Source organism: Paracoccus xiamenensis (assembly GCF_011308835.1).
GTDB classification, from domain to species: Bacteria; Pseudomonadota; Alphaproteobacteria; order Rhodobacterales; family Rhodobacteraceae; genus Paracoccus; species Paracoccus xiamenensis.
This window is the reverse complement of the sequence record NZ_JAAOHY010000010.1, coordinates 35093-49991: the sequence shown is the minus strand read 5'-3', so window position 1 is coordinate 49991 and position 14899 is coordinate 35093. Positions and strand designations below refer to the sequence as shown.

The window sequence follows — 14899 nt, the reverse complement described above, 5'->3', positions numbered from 1 at the left end:
CCCGAGACATAACCATGCCCGCCCGCTTGTTCCACCCCCGCCGCCCGCGTAAGCTTTGCCCGCGCAACGGAGGCTTCCATGCAATCGAATAACAAGACCGCCGCCATCCTCGTCATCGGCGACGAAATCCTGTCGGGCCGGACCCGCGAGGGCAATGCCCATCATCTGGCCGGGGTGCTGTCGGCGGTTGGCATTGACCTGAAGGAAATCCGTGTCGTTGCGGATGAACAGGACCTGATCGTCGAGGCAATCCGGGCACTGGATAGCACGCTTGGCGGGCGCTACGACCTGTTGTTCACCTCGGGCGGGATCGGACCCACCCATGACGACGTGACCGCCGACGCCGTGGCCGAGGCCTTCAGCACCGGCATCGAGATGAACGACGAGGCCCTTGCCGTCATGCGCGCCCGCTGGGAAGCGCGCGGCGTCCCCGTCACAGGCAACCGGCTGCGCATGGCCCGGATTCCGTTGGGGGCCGAACTGATCGCGAACAGCTATAGCGCCGCGCCGGGTTTCCATCTTGGCAATACCTATGTCATGGCCGGCGTGCCTGAAGTTTTCCGCGCCATGGTCGACGCCATCCTGCCCGGCCTGCCCACCGGCCGCCCGCCGGTCAGCGAATCGCTGGATGTCCATCGCGGCGAATCCGACGTTGCCGATGAACTCAAGGCCGTGGCCGAGGCATATGCCGACCTCTCGCTCGGTTCCTATCCCTGGCACCGCGATGGCACTTACGGCACCGTTCTGGTGGTGCGCGGGCTTGACCAAAGCCGCGTTTCGGCGGCGATGGCCGACCTGAAACAACGGATCGGCGCATGACCCCATCCCCGGCCATGCTGGACGCCGCGTTCGAGGCCAGCTGGCCGGCGGCGGAGTACGCCTCGGCCGGGGCGATCCGCATCGGGCGCGCGCCGGGCGGGGGCGACCGTGTCAACTCGGCGCGGCCCATCGGCTCGGACTGGACCGAGGGCGATCTGGACCAGGCCACCGCGATACAGACCAATTGGAATCAGCCGCCGCTGTTTCGCGTTGCCGACGGCGATCCCTTGGCCGCTGCCTTGTTGGCGCGCGGTTGGCAGGCGCAAAAGCCGACGCGGCTGCTGGCGGCGCCCCTGTTGAATCTGACCGACATTCCCGTCCCCCGCGTGACCGCATTCGCGGTCTGGCCACCACTGGCGATACAGCGGAACCTCTGGACGGAAACGGGCATAGACGCGGGCCGTCAGGCGGTGATGGACCGGGTGTCGTTGCCGAAGGCGGCAATTCTTGGCCGGGCCGAGGACCGCGCCGCAGGTATGGCATTCGTTGCCGTGGATGGCCCGGTTGCGGTGCTGCACGCGCTGGAAATCATCCCCGCCATGCGTCGCCGCGGCCTCGCCGGCTGGATGATCCGCGAGGCCGCCTTCTGGGCCGAATCGCAAGGGGCGGCGACGATGCAACTGGCGGTCACCGCCGAAAACGCCCCCGCACAGGCGCTGTATCGCGGCCTCGGCTTCATTGAGATCGGCGGCTACTGCTATTACCGACGCTGAAATTGCCGCTGCGGCGCGCTACTCGGTCGCGATGCGGCGAAATTCGTGCTTCAACAGGTCCAGCTCGGCGCGGATCAGGTCGATCTCGGCGCGCAGGTCCATATCCAGCGGCGTGCCGGCCACCAGCGACAGCGTCGCCAGCCGCTCGGCCCCCGGCAAGGGTGCGTCACCCTCGCCCTCATCGGCAAGCAGGGCAAAGCTCTGCACCCCGTCAGCCAGGCAGTCGGCAGGCAGGGCCACCTCGATGCGCCACGTCCCCGGCTGATCGGCGCGGATCTTCGCCTCGGCGACGGGAGCAGCCAGATGGACCAGCAGCACCCGTTTGGGCGCGGTCGGACGCCGCAGCAGACCGGCCCAGACGCCCGCCTTCAGGCCAAAAGATTCGAAATCGGACATGAACCGCCCCTAAACATGCGCGCGCAGATGGCGCGACAGGATCATTTCGCGAATGGTGACGGAGTTCATCTGCGGCTTCTCGAAGATGACGTCCAGCCAGATCTTGTCCAGCCGCTTTTCGTTCATCTGCGTCGAAGCGAGGTCGAACTCGGTCACCGTTTGATTGACCTGCCCCGCCTGTGTCCCGCCCAAATGACGCAGCAATTCTTCGGTGTTCGGGCCGTTGCCGATGTTCAGCCTGAAATAGATCTCCTGAGCGCTCTCAGACTCGGTCGTGGTTTCCAGCCGGATGATATAGTCGCGCGTCAGCCCCTGCAGCGCCGCAGGTGGCAGGTCGATGGACAGTGACAGGAAGCTGCCGGAAAATCCCATCACCTCGACCCGCAGGCCAAAAGCCGCCAGATCCGTCGCCCGCGCGTTGGGCACCTGCCGCAGCATCAGCGCGCGATGCGCGCAGTCGTGCCAGATTGCAACGCTTTCGCCCAGCCGCGCAGCATTCTCCGGGGCCGCAACCCCCGAGGGCCGCGCTGGCACGGACAGAAACTCCGGCCGCCAGCGCCAATCGGTCCCCCCCGGCAGCACCACATCCTTCAGATCGGCCCGCGAAACCGCCAGCCGCTGGTCGGATTGCCGAAGGAACCGGTCAAGAGTGCGCCGAAGAATCGCCGCCTCGTCGCGTAAATAGCTGATTCGGCCGGTGCGCAGCCCGGCGGTGCCCTCGCTCAACCGGGCCCATTGCGCCTGAACGCGCTGCCGCTGGAGGCGGTCAATCCAACTTCTGAGGCGAGGGGCCATTTTCCGCCAACGTTCCGAGGCAATTTCAGTCCCTTTCGGCATAATCAAGCCGGGACGCTGGGGCAAGTGCCCGCTGATGAGACATTAACTCGACATTAGGAGTGCGCGGGTTATCAAGCGGGGCGTCCGATCCGAATCAACCGTAGCACGAAATTTTGAAATGAACGTCTTTCGCTATTTTCTACTACCCATGGTTGCCCTGCTGCTGGCAGCTTGCGCCGCGCCCCCGGCCGAACCGCCCACCATCACTGCACGCGCCTCGACCCTGTCACCGCGCCTGCCCAAGGGCGTCATGCGAACCGATGGGCATGGTGAAATCCTGGTTGCTGCTGCGGGTCAGGCGCGTTGCGTGCCGACCAGTCCCGCTGCAGCCGCGGCCGCATTGGCCGCAACGAACCGCGCCCGTGCCGCGCGCGGTCTGGCGCCGCTGCGCACCAACGCCCGGCTGCAGCGCGCTGCCGAAGCGCATGCCTGCGAAATGGCCAAGCGTGGGGCCATGACCCATGCCGGCACCAAGACCACCGGCCCGATGGCACGCGCCAAGGTGCAAGGCTATGCGCCGCGGCTGACGGCAGAAAACATCGCGGCAGGCCGCTTCGACCTTTCGCGGGTGCTGGCGGAATGGTCCAGTTCGCCAGACCACCTGTCCAACATCGTCATTTCCGGCACGCAGGATTTCGGGATCGGTCAGGCGGTTGCAGCCGATGGCAAGACGACGTTCTGGGCTGCCATCTATGGCAAGCCGCGCGGCTGACACGCGCATGCTTGCGTAAAAGCACCCCGGGCGATTCGCTGGGGATGCGCAGCCCCGCGGCCATCGCGGGACTGCGTTGGGGCAAAACCGGACAGCGGCGGCGGCGAGGTGCGCGGCGTCAGAGCAGCGGGGTCGCCAACGCCAGCATGTTGTTACGAATACGCCGCCAGCTGGGCCATGCTTCGACCTCCTCCAGCAGCAACTGCCGGGACCGGTCGACATAGCTTTGCTGGCGGGCGTCGATTTCGGCGGTAATGTCTTCACCAACAACGATCAGGTTCATTTCGTAGTTCAGCTCGAAGCTGCGCCGGTCGAGGTTGCCGCTGCCCAGCATGGCCACCCGGCCGTCAACGCTACCCAGCTTGGCATGCAGCAGCCCGGGCTTGAACAGCATGACGCGGACCCCGGCGCGCAGCAGGCCTTGGTAAAACCCTTCCGAGGTCGCACTGACAAACAGCGAATCATTGCGCGCCGGCAGGATCAGCGTGACCTCGACCCCGCGCCGCGCACAGGCCTGGATCGCCATATCAAGCGCGGTGCTGGGGACATAATAGGGCGTGGTAATGATGACCTTTCGGCGTGCGGCAGCCAGCATGGCGATGATGCAATCCGAAACGCTGCCCGCCCGCCGGTCAGGCCCGGTCGCCACCACTTGCCCGATCACCCCCGGACGGGTCGCTGCCGGCACCGCAACCAGCACACGCTCGCCCAGGTCCTGGCCGGTATAGCTCATCCAATCGGCCAGAAAGACGCCCTGCATCTGCCGCAGCACCGGGCCTTCGACCGCGAACCAGACGTCGATCCATGGCGCAAATCGGCGCTTGATCGCAAAAGCCATGTCGGCGGCGTTACGGCTGCCGGTAAAGCCGATGCGGTTGTCGACCAGCACGATCTTGCGGTGATTTCGCAGGTCCAGCCGGCGCGTCAGCGCGCTGAGCAGCAGCGAGAACCCGGTGGGCATCGCCTCGGCCAGTTCGACCCCGGCCGCCTCCATCTGCCGCCACGCCGCGGAACGGATGAACCGGCGCGAACCCACCGCGTCGACCACAACCCGGCAGGCAACCCCGCGTTGCGCCGCCGCGACAAGTGCCGACGCAACGCGTCGCCCCGCAACATCGTCCAGCCAGATATAGAAAAGCACATGAACATGGTCCTGCGCCGCGTCGATGGCCTCGATCATCGGATCGAAACCATCGTCATTTTCCGACATCAGCGACAACCGGTTGCCGGCCACCGGTACCATCCCGCCCACGGAATGCGCCGTCGCGGCGATTCCGGCGAGCCATTCGGGCGGATCTGCCACTGCCTCGGGGCTAGGCGTCCACATCCCGCTCAGCCGGGCGCGGATATCGGCGGCCTTCTGGCGCTCTGCACGGGCGATGCGCACCTCGCCGAACAGGAAATAGGCGATGATGCCCACCACCGGCAGGACCTCGATCACCATGATCCAGGCCAGCCGGACGGATGGCTCCATCCGCGAACGCGTCAATACACGCAGCACGACGAAGGCGGCGGCCAGATAGTTCAGGCTTATCAGGAAGGTCATCCACATGGTTGCACATGAAACCCCGGCAGCGCGCCCGCCGCAATTGCAATTCGGCGCCAGCCGGCCTATCTGTCCCCACGCCCCCCGGTCAGGAGCCGCCGCAGATGAACTGGATCACGAATTACGTCCGCCCTCGCATCAACTCGCTGTTTTCACGGCGCGATGTGCCGGAAAACCTGTGGACCAAATGCCCCGAATGCGGGACCATGCTGTTCCACCGCGAACTTGCTGAAAACCTGCAGGTCTGCACCAATTGCGGCCATCACCTGCCGATCACCCCGCGAGAGCGTTTCGCCGCCCTGTTCGACAACGGCATCTTCAAGGAAGTATCGGTGCCCGAGCCGATCGTCGATCCGCTGCAGTTCCGCGACCAGAAGAAATATCCCGAACGGCTGAAAGCGGCGCAGAAATCCACCGCCGAGAAAGAGGCGATGCTGGTCGCCGAAGGCGAGATGGGCCGCACGCCCATCGTCGCCGCCGCGCAGGATTTCAGCTTCATGGCCGGATCCATGGGGATGTATGTGGGCAATGCCATCATCGCCGCCGCGCAGCGTGCGGTCGAGCTGAAGCGCCCGCTGGTGCTGTTTTCGGCGGCGGGCGGGGCGCGGATGCAGGAAGGCATCCTGTCGCTGATGCAGATGCCGCGCACAACTGTTGCGGTTCAGATGCTGAAGGAAGCCGGCCTCCCCTACATCGTCGTGCTGACCCATCCGACCACTGGCGGCGTCACGGCGTCTTACGCGATGCTGGGCGATGTCCAGATTGCCGAGCCCAATGCGCTGATCTGCTTTGCCGGCCCGCGCGTGATCGAACAGACGATCCGCGAAAAGCTGCCAGAGGGTTTCCAGCGCGCCGAATACCTGCTGGATCACGGCATGCTCGACCGGGTGACCAAGCGCGGCGAGTTGCGCGACGAGCTGATCACCATCATTCGCATGATGATGGGCCAGCCCCCCGCCGTAAAGGGTGAACTCGCGGCACCGGCGACGCCTGCCCTTCCCGCCTCCGAAACCAGCAAAGCCTGAGGGCCAAGCGCTTCGGCATGGACGATTCGGACGCTATCCTGCAGCGGGTGATGGGGCTGCACCCGAAGATCATCGACCTGTCGCTGGACCGGATGCTGCGGCTGCTGGACGATCTGGGCAATCCGCAGGACCGGCTGCCGTCGGTGATCCATATCGCCGGCACCAACGGCAAGGGCTCGACCCAGGCGATGATCCGCGCCGGGTTGGAGGCCGCGGGCAAGCGCGTCCACGCCTATACCTCACCGCATCTGGCGCGGTTCCATGAACGCATCCGGCTGGCGGGCGACCTGATCCCGGAACCCGAATTGTCGTCCATCCTGACCGAGATCGAAGACGTCAACGCCAACCGCCCGATCACCTTTTTCGAACTGACCACCGCCGCCGCCTTTCTGGCCTTTGCCCGTACGCCTGCCGATTACACGCTGCTGGAAGTCGGCCTTGGCGGGCGTCTGGACGCGACCAATGTCGTTGCACAGCCGGCCCTGACCATCATCACCCCGGTCAGCGTCGACCACACCCAATATCTGGGCGAGACTCTGCCCGAAATCGCCGGCGAGAAAGCCGGCATCCTCAAGCGCCGGGTGCCGGTCGTCATCGCCCGGCAGCAAGACGAGGCGCTGGCGGTGATCGAGGATCGCGCCGCGCGCCTTGGTGCGCCGATCATCGCCTATGGTCAGCAGTGGCAGGTCGCGCCGGAAGCGGACGGGATGATCTTTCAGGACGATCACGGGCTGATCGACCTGCCCCGCCCGAACCTGCCCGGCCCGCATCAGATCGACAATGCGGGCACCGCCATCGCCGCCCTGCGCGCGCTCGGCTTCGGCGCGACCGAGGCGCAGGCCGCCGTCACCCGCGCCGAATGGCCGGCCCGGATGCAGCGGCTGAAGCATGGGCCGCTGGTCGACATCGCCGCCGCCCATGGTTGCGAGCTGTGGCTGGACGGTGGCCACAACCCCGCGGGTGGAGAAGCCGTGGCCGCGACGCTGGCCGGCATGGCGCGAAAGCCCACACATCTGATCTGCGGGATGCTGAACACCAAGGATGTCGCCGGTTACCTGCGTCCCCTTGCCCGGCAGGCGCAAAGCCTGACCGCCGTGTCGATCCCCGGCGAGGCCAACACCCTGCCCGCCGAGGCCACCCGCGACAGCGCCCTGTCGGTCGGCCTGGCCGCGACCACCGCCCCCGATCCGGGCAGCGCGGTGGCGGATCTGGCCGCCGCCCATCCGGGCGCGCGGCTGTTGATCTGCGGGTCGCTGTATCTGGCGGGGATGGTGCTGCGCGAAAACGGCTAGGCCGGCGCGGCCCCTTCGGCGCCCCATGTTGCATCCTGCATCTCGCGCAGGCGCGAGGCGGTGCGCTCGAATTCGAAGCTGCCCTCGCCTTCGACGTAAAGCCGCTCTGGTTCGGCAGCGGCCGAGGCGATGACGCGGACCTTCGCCTCGTATAGCGCATCAATCAAGGTGACGAAGCGCTTGGCCTCGTTGAAATTCGACGATGACAGCAGCGGAATATCGTCAATCACCAGCACATCCAGCGCCTGGGCCACTGCCAGATAATCGGCCGGTCCCAATGGCCTGCCGCACAGATCCCAGAAACCAGCCCGGCCCAGACGACCGGCATGGGCCGGAATCTCGACCTCGCGGCCCTGCACCTGCAATTGCAGCGGCGCGACCGCCTGGCCATCGGTCAACTCGGTCCAGGCAGCATCCACGGCGGCGCGGCTTTCGCGATTGAGCGGGCTGAACCAGACCTGTTCGCCCGGCCTGCGCCCCTGCCGGTGATCGCGCGGGCTGTCGAGGGCGAAGACCTCCATCCGGTTGCGGATCAGGGCGATGAAAGGCAGGAAAAGCTGGCGATTGAGGCCGTTCTTGTACAGATCCTCTGGCACCCGGTTCGAGGTGGTGACGATGCAGGTGCCGCGTTCGAACAGCACCTCGAACAGGCGGCCGACAATCATCGCATCGGCAATGTCGGTGACCTGCATCTCGTCAAAGCACAAAAGCCGGGCCTTGGCGGCCACCGCCTCGGCCACCGGGCGGACGGTGTCCTGATCGCCGCGCTGGCGGGCAGCGTGCAGCCCGGCCTGAATTTCCTGCATGAATTCGTGGAAATGCACCCGGCGCTTGGCGGTGATGGGGGCCGCCTCCATCAGCAGGTCCATCAACATCGACTTGCCGCGCCCAACGCCGCCCCACAGATACAGCCCGCGCGGCCCCGGGGCGGCGGGTTCGGACGCACCGCCGAAAAGCCGCCGCCAGCCACCCGGTTTCGCGGCAGGCGCGGCTTCGGTCAGGCCGGCCACAATCTTGTCCATTTCCGGCAGGACCGCGCGCTGCGCCGCATCGTCCTTCAACCGCCCGTCAGCGACACGGGCGTCGTAAAGTTCAGTGACCGTGACCATCAGGCGGAATAGTTTTCGAAGGTTATGCCGTTCGCCAGCTTGCGGGCCTCGGCTTCTTCGGCGGCCGAGCGGATGGTCCAGCACAGCACCGGAACGCCCTGCGCCGCCAGGGCGGTGACCGCCGGATTGTCCAGATCGCGCCAATGATGCGACAGGAATTCAGCACCCGAGGCCGGATAGTCTTCCAGCCGCGCCAGTCGGGCGCGGTCGTCATCGTCCAGCATCGGCCAGTCTTCCTTGGGATAGTCGCAGCTGGTCAGCCCGCGCGTCACCTCGGGCGCCGCCTTGCCGAAGGCGGCGACGGTATGCGGGTTGAAGGACATGACCGCCACCGGGCCGTCATAGGCCGACAGCGCCGCCGCCACACGGTTCTGCAATTCACCGATATTGCGGCCCAGCCGGCCGTCCTGGTCCTTGATCTCGATCAGCAGCGGGACACGGCCCGCGACCTCGCGCAGGACCTCAACCAGCGAGGGGATACCCTCATCGGTGTCCAGCAACCGCAATTCGGCCAGATCTTCGGCGTCGCGGTCGGCGATATAGCCCTCGTCCCCGCACATCCGCGTCAGGTCATAGTCGTGGAACACCATCGGCGTGCCCTCGGCCGAGGGCTGGACGTCCAGCTCGATCCCGTAGCCGGCGGCGATGGCCGCACGGAATGCCGCCAGCGAATTTTCGGGCACACCGGGCGAATGCAGGCCGCGATGGGCGATCGGAAGACGGGTGAAATCGGGATGCAGAGCCATCATGCCACCTCGAAGATTGCCTCGATTTCCACGGCCACACCGCGCGGCAGCGCATTGACCGACACGGCAGCGCGGGCATGGCGGCCCGCTTCGCCGAAGACTTCGACCATCAGGTCCGAACAGCCGTTCACGACCTCAGGCTGGTCGGTGAAGTCATTGCTGGAACAGACGAAAGCGCCCAGCTTCACCACCCGCACCACCTGATCAAGCGAGCCGAGCGCCGCGCGCGCCTGCGCCAGCAGCGCCAGACCGCAGTTTCGGGCGGCTGCTGCGCCGGCGGCCACGTCAAGATCATCGCCAAGCCGGCCCTTGATCGGGCCGTCCGGCCCGGCCGAAATCTGGCCCGACACATACAGAAGATTGCCCGACCGGACATAGGGCACATAGTTTGCCGCAGGTGCAGGGGCGTCCGGCAGGGTGATGTTCAGGGCGCTCAGGCGGGCATCGTGGGACATTTCCGGCTCCGTCAAGAAATTCGCGCCGATCCTAGGACGGATCGGCGCGCTTGTCGAAGGCCATTATCCGCGCATCGGTTTCAACGCGGCGGCCCAGCGGCCAAGTTCCGCGATCATCACATCGGCACTGTCCTGCACGATCTGCGGCGCGGCGAATGCGCCGTCCTTCAGATAGTCGAAGACCATCGGCACAGCGACCTGTTCCAGCACCGGAACCACCTTGACCGTCGTCAGGATCTCTTTCGCGCCCTGGGTCGAGCGCATCCCGCCCGAGATGCCGCCATAGGACACGAATCCCGCCGGCTTGTAATTCCATTCCAGCGCCAGATAGTCGATGGCGTTGAAGAAGCTGGGCGGCGGAGCATAGTTGTATTCCGGCAGCACAAAGACAAACGCGTCCGAGCCGTCGACAATGCGCGACCAGTTTTTGGTATGCTCGTGCTGATATTTCTTGGCGCGGGGGTGATGGGGCTCGTCCAGCAGCGGCAGGCCGATTTCGGCCAGGTCGGACAGGATCACCTCGTCAAAGGCACCCGGATGGGCCTTGGCGTAGTCGTAGAACCAGTTGCCGACCGGCTCGCCATTGCGGCCGGGGCGGGTGCTGGTGATGATGACGTTCAGTTTCATGGCACTGTCCTTCAGAAATATCGGATTTGAGCTATGCCTATTGTTTCATGGCCGCAAGTGTCGCAGCCATGATGCGAAATGCAACTGGATCGCAGGAAAATCGTGCCCCATCCCGTGCCGCCCTCGCTGGCCCCGTGGCTGGTCCGCTGGCAACTTCGGCCCGACGGGCCGGAATTTGCCACCCATCACGCGCGGCTGATGCCAGTGCGGCAGGCAGGTCGCCCGGCGATGCTGAAGCTGACCGCCCAACCCGATGAGATCCGCGGCGCTGCGGTCATGGCTTGGTGGGCAGGCAGCGGCGCCGCGCCGGTCCTGAACCGCGACGGGGGTGCATTGCTGCTGGCACGCGCCGAGGGCACGCGCGCGTTATCCGCCATGGCGCGCGGGGCCGAGGACGATCGGGCCAGCAGGATCATCTGCGAAACCGCCCGTCATTTGCATCAAGCAAGGCCCAATCCGCCAGATTTAATGCCGCTGAGCGTATGGTTTCGCGATCTGGAAACGGCCGCCGCCCGTCATGGTGGCCTGTTGGCTGCGGCATGGGCAACGGCGTCGACCCTGCTGGCCGCGCCCCGCGATCAGGTGGTGCTGCATGGCGATCTGCATCACGACAATATCCTGGATTTCGGGGCGAGTGGCTGGCTGGCCATTGACCCGCACGGCCTGCGCGGGGAACGCGGCTTCGACTTCGCCAATATCTTCACCAATCCCGACCTGTCGGACCCCTCGCAGCCGATGGCGACCCGGCACGGCGTCTTTCAGCGCCGGCTGGCCGTGGTCTGCGAGGCCGCCGGACTGGAGAGGCGGCGGCTGCTGCAGTGGATCCTCGCCTGGACCGGGCTGTCGGCGGCATGGTTCATCGCCGATGACGACCCCAATGCCGCCATCGACCTTCAGATTGCCGAGGCCGCCCGCGCGGAACTTTCGGCAATGGCTGAGGAATAACGCCGACGGATCACGCCACCAACTGCTCGGCCCGTTTCAGATCGACGCTGACCAGCTGACTGACGCCCTGTTCGATCATGGTCACGCCAAACAGCCGGTCCATCCGCGCCATGGTCACGGCGTGGTGGGTGATGACCAGAAAGCGGGTGTCCGTGCGGCGGGTCATCTCGTCAAGAAGGTCGCAGAAACGGCCGACATTGGCGTCGTCCAGCGGCGCGTCGACCTCGTCCAGCACGCAGATCGGCGCCGGATTGGCCAGAAACACCGCGAAGATCAGCGCCAGCGCCGTCAGCGTCTGTTCGCCCCCAGACAGCAGCGACAGCGTCGACAGTTTCTTGCCCGGCGGCTGGCACATGATTTCAAGGCCGGCATCCAGCGGATCGTCGGATTCGACCAGCACCAGCTTGGCCTCGCCACCGCCGAACAGATGGGTAAACAGCGCGGTGAAATTGCTGTTCACAGTATCGAAGGCGGCCAACAGGCGCTCGCGCCCCTCACGGTTCAGGCTGCCGATCCCGGCGCGCAGCTTGCGGATCGCCTCTTCCAGATCGGCCTTGTCGGTGGCCAGCTTGTCGCGCTCATCCTCCAACTCGCGCTTGTCCTCGTCGGCGCGCAGGTTGACGGGGCCAAGCCCGTCGCGGGCGGCGCGCAGCCGGGCGATCTCGTCTTCCAGCTGGGTCGCGGAGCCGGTCAACTCCACCTCGCCCAGCGATTCGCGCAGGGCGTCCGGGGTGGTCTCGACTTCCTCGAAGATACGGGCGCGGGCGGCGGCTTCGGTTTCGCGGGCGGCCTCGGCGCGGGCCTCGCGGGCGGCGCGGGTCTCGCGCGATTCCGAGGCTGCACGTTCAGCGTCGCGTTCGGTCATGGCGGCGGCGCGCAGCACATCCTCGGCTTCGGCCAGGGCCACACGGGCACGGGTCAGGCGGCTGCCTGCCGCTTCTTCGGCGTCGCGCAGCTGGTCGCGCTTTTCCGCCAGAAGCGCCGGCTGATCCTCGGCCCCGGCCAGTTCGTCCTCGGTTGCGGCACGACGGTCTTCCAACTCGGCGGCGCGTGTGCCCGCCTGTTCCAGCCGCAGCTTCCAGCCCGATTCTTCCTTGGCGATTTCCTGCAGGCGGCGGGTGCGGGCATTCGCCTCGCGCCGCAATTCGTCCAGCAGGCCACGCCGGGTCATGGTGGCGATGCGCGCCGCCTCGACCCCGGTTTTCGCGGACTCGACCGCCGCCGCCGCCGCGCCACGATCGGGCAAGGCCGCCAACGCGCGCTGCGCCTCGGCCAGACGCGCCCGCGCGTCGCCGGCATCGGCGGCATGGCGCGCCAGTTCAGCACTGGCGGATTCGGACCGGGCGCGGGCAAGCGACAGGTCGCTTTCGGCCCGCGTCTCCGCGCGTGCCGCATCCGACAGCGCCCGTTCGGCGTCGCGCCGGGCTTCGCGCGCGGATTTTTCGGCCTGCCCCGCCGCGTTCAGCGCCGCGCGCGCCGCGTCATGGGCTGCAACGGCTTCCGCTGCCCGTGCAGCGGCCTCATCCGATTGGCCGCGCAGTTCCGCCAACCGGTTCACCTGCTCCAGATGCCGCGCCGCGGCCGAGGACGCCTCGCCCGGCAGCACCCGCATCCCGTCCCAGCGCCACAACCCGCCGTCGCGCGTCACCAGCCGCTGGCCGGGCCGCAACGCGAGCTGCATCGCGACCGCCTCAGCCGCGCTGCCGGCAATGCCGATCTGAGGCAGCCGGCGCATCAGAACCGCCGGCCCCGACACCTGCGCCGACAGCGGCGTCGCGCCCGCCGGCAGGGGTGCGGCGTCGTCGTAACCCGGCAGAGCCGCCCAGCCAGAGCCTTCCCCGGCCAGCCCGACCGAAAGGTCATCGCCCAAGGCCGCGCCCAAAGCGATTTCATAGCCCTTCGTCACCCGAACCTGATCCAGCAGCGCGGTGCCGTCCCCGGCACCACGCGCCACCAGCTTTTCCAGCGCCGTCATCTCGGCGCGCAAGGCGCTCGCCTCGCCTTCTTGTTCGGAACGCAGGGCGCGGGTCGCGGCCTCGGTGGTTTCAGCCTCGGCACGGATGGCCTCGGCTTCGGCAAGCGCCTCCTCGGCCCCGTCGGCGGCGGCGGCGGCGTCCTGTTGGGCGGCCTCGGCGCCTTGCAGGGCAGCTTCGGCCTCGGCGCCGGCCGCATCGGCGCGCGCGACATTGGCCTCTGACTCACTCGCCGCACGTTCGGCACGGTCACGCATGGCGGTCAGATCGGCGACCAGCCGCTCTGCCGATTGGGCCTGCGCGGCCAGACGCGCCGATTCGTCGGTCAGTTCGGCCAGCTTGGCCTCGACCTCGCGCAGGACTTCGGCGGCTTCATCGGCAGCGAAACCCGCCTGCGCCTGCTTGTCTTCGTGCCCCTGCCCGGCCTTTTCCAACTCGCGCTTTTCCCAGCCCAGCCGTTCCACAACCTCGGCCGCGTCGCGATTCAGCTGGCCTTCGCGGTCGATGTCGCGCGCCAGTTGGGTGATGCGCGCGCGCAATTGCACGATGGCGGCCTCGGCCCGCGCCTCGGCCTCGTCCAGCGCCTCGCGGTCGACAACGGCCCGCGACAGCAGGGCAGCGGCGATCTGCTCCTCCTCGCGCAGCGGAGGCAGCGCCGCTTCGGCAGTTTCGCGCGCGCCCAACGCCTTTTTCGCGGCGGCTTCGGCGTCCGCCGCGGATTTCACCGCCTCGCGCAACGCCTCCAGCGCCGCCTCTCGCGCCTGATCCGCCTCGGCCCAGCGGCGATACAGCAGGACGCCTTCGGCCAGCCGCAGCGCCGCACCGATTTCGCGGTATTTCGCCGCCGCACGGGCCTGACGCGACAGCGACGCCGCCTGCGTCGCCAGTTGATCCAGCGTGTCATCAACCCGCGTCAGGTTGGTTTCCGCACCGTTCAGCTTCAGTTCCGCCTCGTGCCGGCGGGCATACAGGCCGGAAATCCCGGCAGCTTCTTCCAGAATCCGACGGCGCGCCTTGGGCTTGGCGTTGATCAGTTCGGAAATCTGCCCCTGCCGGACCAGCGCCGGCGAATGCGCCCCGGTCGAGGCATCCGCGAACAGCATCTGCACGTCGCGGGCGCGTACATCCTTGCCGTTGATCTTGTAGGCAGAGCCGGCGTCGCGGGTGATTCGGCGCACGATGTCGATGCCGTCCTGATCGTTCACCCCTGCCGGAGCCAGACGTTCGCGGTTGTCGATGGTCAGCGTCACCTCGGCATGCGCGCGCGCGCCGCGCCGCGAGGTGCCGGCGAAGATCACGTCCTCCATCCCGCCGCCGCGCATCGCGCTTGGCCGGTTCTCGCCCATGACCCAGCGCAGCGCCTCCAGCAGGTTCGACTTGCCGCAACCGTTCGGGCCGACCACGCCGGTCAGCCCCTCGCGGATAACCAGATCGGTAGGATCCACGAAGGATTTAAAGCCATTCAGCCTGAGCCGGTCGAATTTCACGCGCGCTGCCCCCGTTACCCCGGAATCGGTTCTGTTTTGCCCGATTTTCCAAAGCGGAGCCGTCCAAGTCAACTGAAACCGCAAGATATAGCGGCCGCGCGCGACATATCCCCAAGATTTTTGCGGCCTCACAAGATCCCGCTGCACGCCCTCCGCGCAACGCCGCATGGCGCAGTCGTCGCATGGCTGCCTGTCGGCAGCTGCATGGCTGCCCCTC

Annotated in this window: 14 protein-coding genes; 6 read left to right on the top strand and 8 right to left on the bottom strand. The window is 67.0% G+C overall.

Annotation, left to right across the window (positions count from 1 at the left end; genetic code table 11):
- Positions 1-78: 78 nt before the first annotated feature.
- Both G7044_RS16325 and G7044_RS16320 read left to right on the top strand, forming a co-directional pair.
- Positions 79-819: a competence/damage-inducible protein A gene (locus G7044_RS16325; RefSeq protein ID WP_166330807.1), complete on the top strand. Its 741-nt coding sequence runs from the start codon at positions 79-81 to the stop codon at positions 817-819.
- Positions 816-1532 (top strand): GNAT family N-acetyltransferase, encoded by a 717-nt coding sequence (locus G7044_RS16320; protein ID WP_235931361.1) that lies wholly within the window; start codon positions 816-818, stop codon positions 1530-1532. Before G7044_RS16325 ends, G7044_RS16320 begins: the two co-directional genes overlap by 4 nt.
- 18 nt (positions 1533-1550) lie before the next feature.
- On the opposite strand, the gene G7044_RS16315 is transcribed toward G7044_RS16320, so the two are convergent.
- Positions 1551-1928, bottom strand: a complete 378-nt coding sequence (locus G7044_RS16315) for a hypothetical protein (protein WP_166330805.1) — start codon at positions 1926-1928, stop codon at positions 1551-1553.
- 9 nt (positions 1929-1937) lie between these two features.
- Positions 1938-2723 (bottom strand): DUF6478 family protein, encoded by a 786-nt coding sequence (locus tag G7044_RS16310; RefSeq protein ID WP_166330803.1) that lies wholly within the window; start codon positions 2721-2723, stop codon positions 1938-1940.
- A gap of 160 nt (positions 2724-2883) precedes the next feature.
- Between G7044_RS16310 and G7044_RS16305 the strand changes: the two genes are divergently transcribed.
- Positions 2884-3477 carry a CAP domain-containing protein gene (locus tag G7044_RS16305; protein ID WP_235931360.1) on the top strand — a complete coding sequence of 198 codons (594 nt, stop codon included), beginning with the start codon at positions 2884-2886 and terminating at the stop codon, positions 3475-3477.
- Between the two features lie 118 nt (positions 3478-3595).
- Here G7044_RS16305 and cls read toward each other — a convergent pair whose 3' ends face one another.
- The gene (gene cls / locus G7044_RS16300) at positions 3596-5023 is read right to left on the bottom strand and encodes a cardiolipin synthase (RefSeq protein ID WP_235931359.1); all 1428 of its coding nucleotides are present in this window, start codon (positions 5021-5023) and stop codon (positions 3596-3598) included.
- A 104-nt stretch (positions 5024-5127) separates the two neighbouring features.
- Here cls and accD point away from each other — a divergent pair, with 104 nt between their 5' ends.
- Both accD and G7044_RS16290 read left to right on the top strand, forming a co-directional pair.
- Positions 5128-6048, top strand: coding sequence for an acetyl-CoA carboxylase, carboxyltransferase subunit beta (gene accD, locus G7044_RS16295; RefSeq protein ID WP_166330799.1), 921 nt, complete (start codon positions 5128-5130; stop codon positions 6046-6048).
- 17 nt (positions 6049-6065) lie between these two features.
- Positions 6066-7340, top strand: coding sequence for a bifunctional folylpolyglutamate synthase/dihydrofolate synthase (locus G7044_RS16290; protein WP_166330797.1), 1275 nt, complete (start codon positions 6066-6068; stop codon positions 7338-7340).
- On the opposite strand, the gene zapE is transcribed toward G7044_RS16290, so the two are convergent.
- From zapE to G7044_RS16270, 4 genes are all read right to left on the bottom strand, one after another.
- Positions 7337-8449: a cell division protein ZapE gene (gene zapE, locus G7044_RS16285; RefSeq protein ID WP_207630344.1), complete on the bottom strand. Its 1113-nt coding sequence runs from the start codon at positions 8447-8449 to the stop codon at positions 7337-7339. The two genes, G7044_RS16290 and zapE, sit on opposite strands and share 4 nt — an antisense overlap.
- Positions 8449-9195, bottom strand: a complete 747-nt coding sequence (locus tag G7044_RS16280) for a glycerophosphodiester phosphodiesterase family protein (RefSeq protein WP_328803869.1) — start codon at positions 9193-9195, stop codon at positions 8449-8451. The genes zapE and G7044_RS16280 overlap by 1 nt, the downstream gene beginning before the upstream one ends.
- The gene (locus G7044_RS16275; protein ID WP_166330794.1) at positions 9195-9650 is read right to left on the bottom strand and encodes a RidA family protein; all 456 of its coding nucleotides are present in this window, start codon (positions 9648-9650) and stop codon (positions 9195-9197) included. The genes G7044_RS16280 and G7044_RS16275 overlap by 1 nt, the downstream gene beginning before the upstream one ends.
- A gap of 63 nt (positions 9651-9713) precedes the next feature.
- Complete coding sequence (locus tag G7044_RS16270; RefSeq protein ID WP_166330792.1) at positions 9714-10277, bottom strand: NADPH-dependent FMN reductase; 564 nt, start codon at positions 10275-10277, stop codon at positions 9714-9716.
- Positions 10278-10379: 102 nt separating this feature from the next.
- Here G7044_RS16270 and G7044_RS16265 point away from each other — a divergent pair, with 102 nt between their 5' ends.
- Complete coding sequence (locus G7044_RS16265; RefSeq protein WP_328803868.1) at positions 10380-11222, top strand: aminoglycoside phosphotransferase family protein; 843 nt, start codon at positions 10380-10382, stop codon at positions 11220-11222.
- A gap of 10 nt (positions 11223-11232) precedes the next feature.
- On the opposite strand, the gene G7044_RS16260 is transcribed toward G7044_RS16265, so the two are convergent.
- Positions 11233-14682 (bottom strand): chromosome segregation SMC family protein, encoded by a 3450-nt coding sequence (locus G7044_RS16260; RefSeq protein WP_166330788.1) that lies wholly within the window; start codon positions 14680-14682, stop codon positions 11233-11235.
- Positions 14683-14899 lie beyond the last annotated feature (217 nt).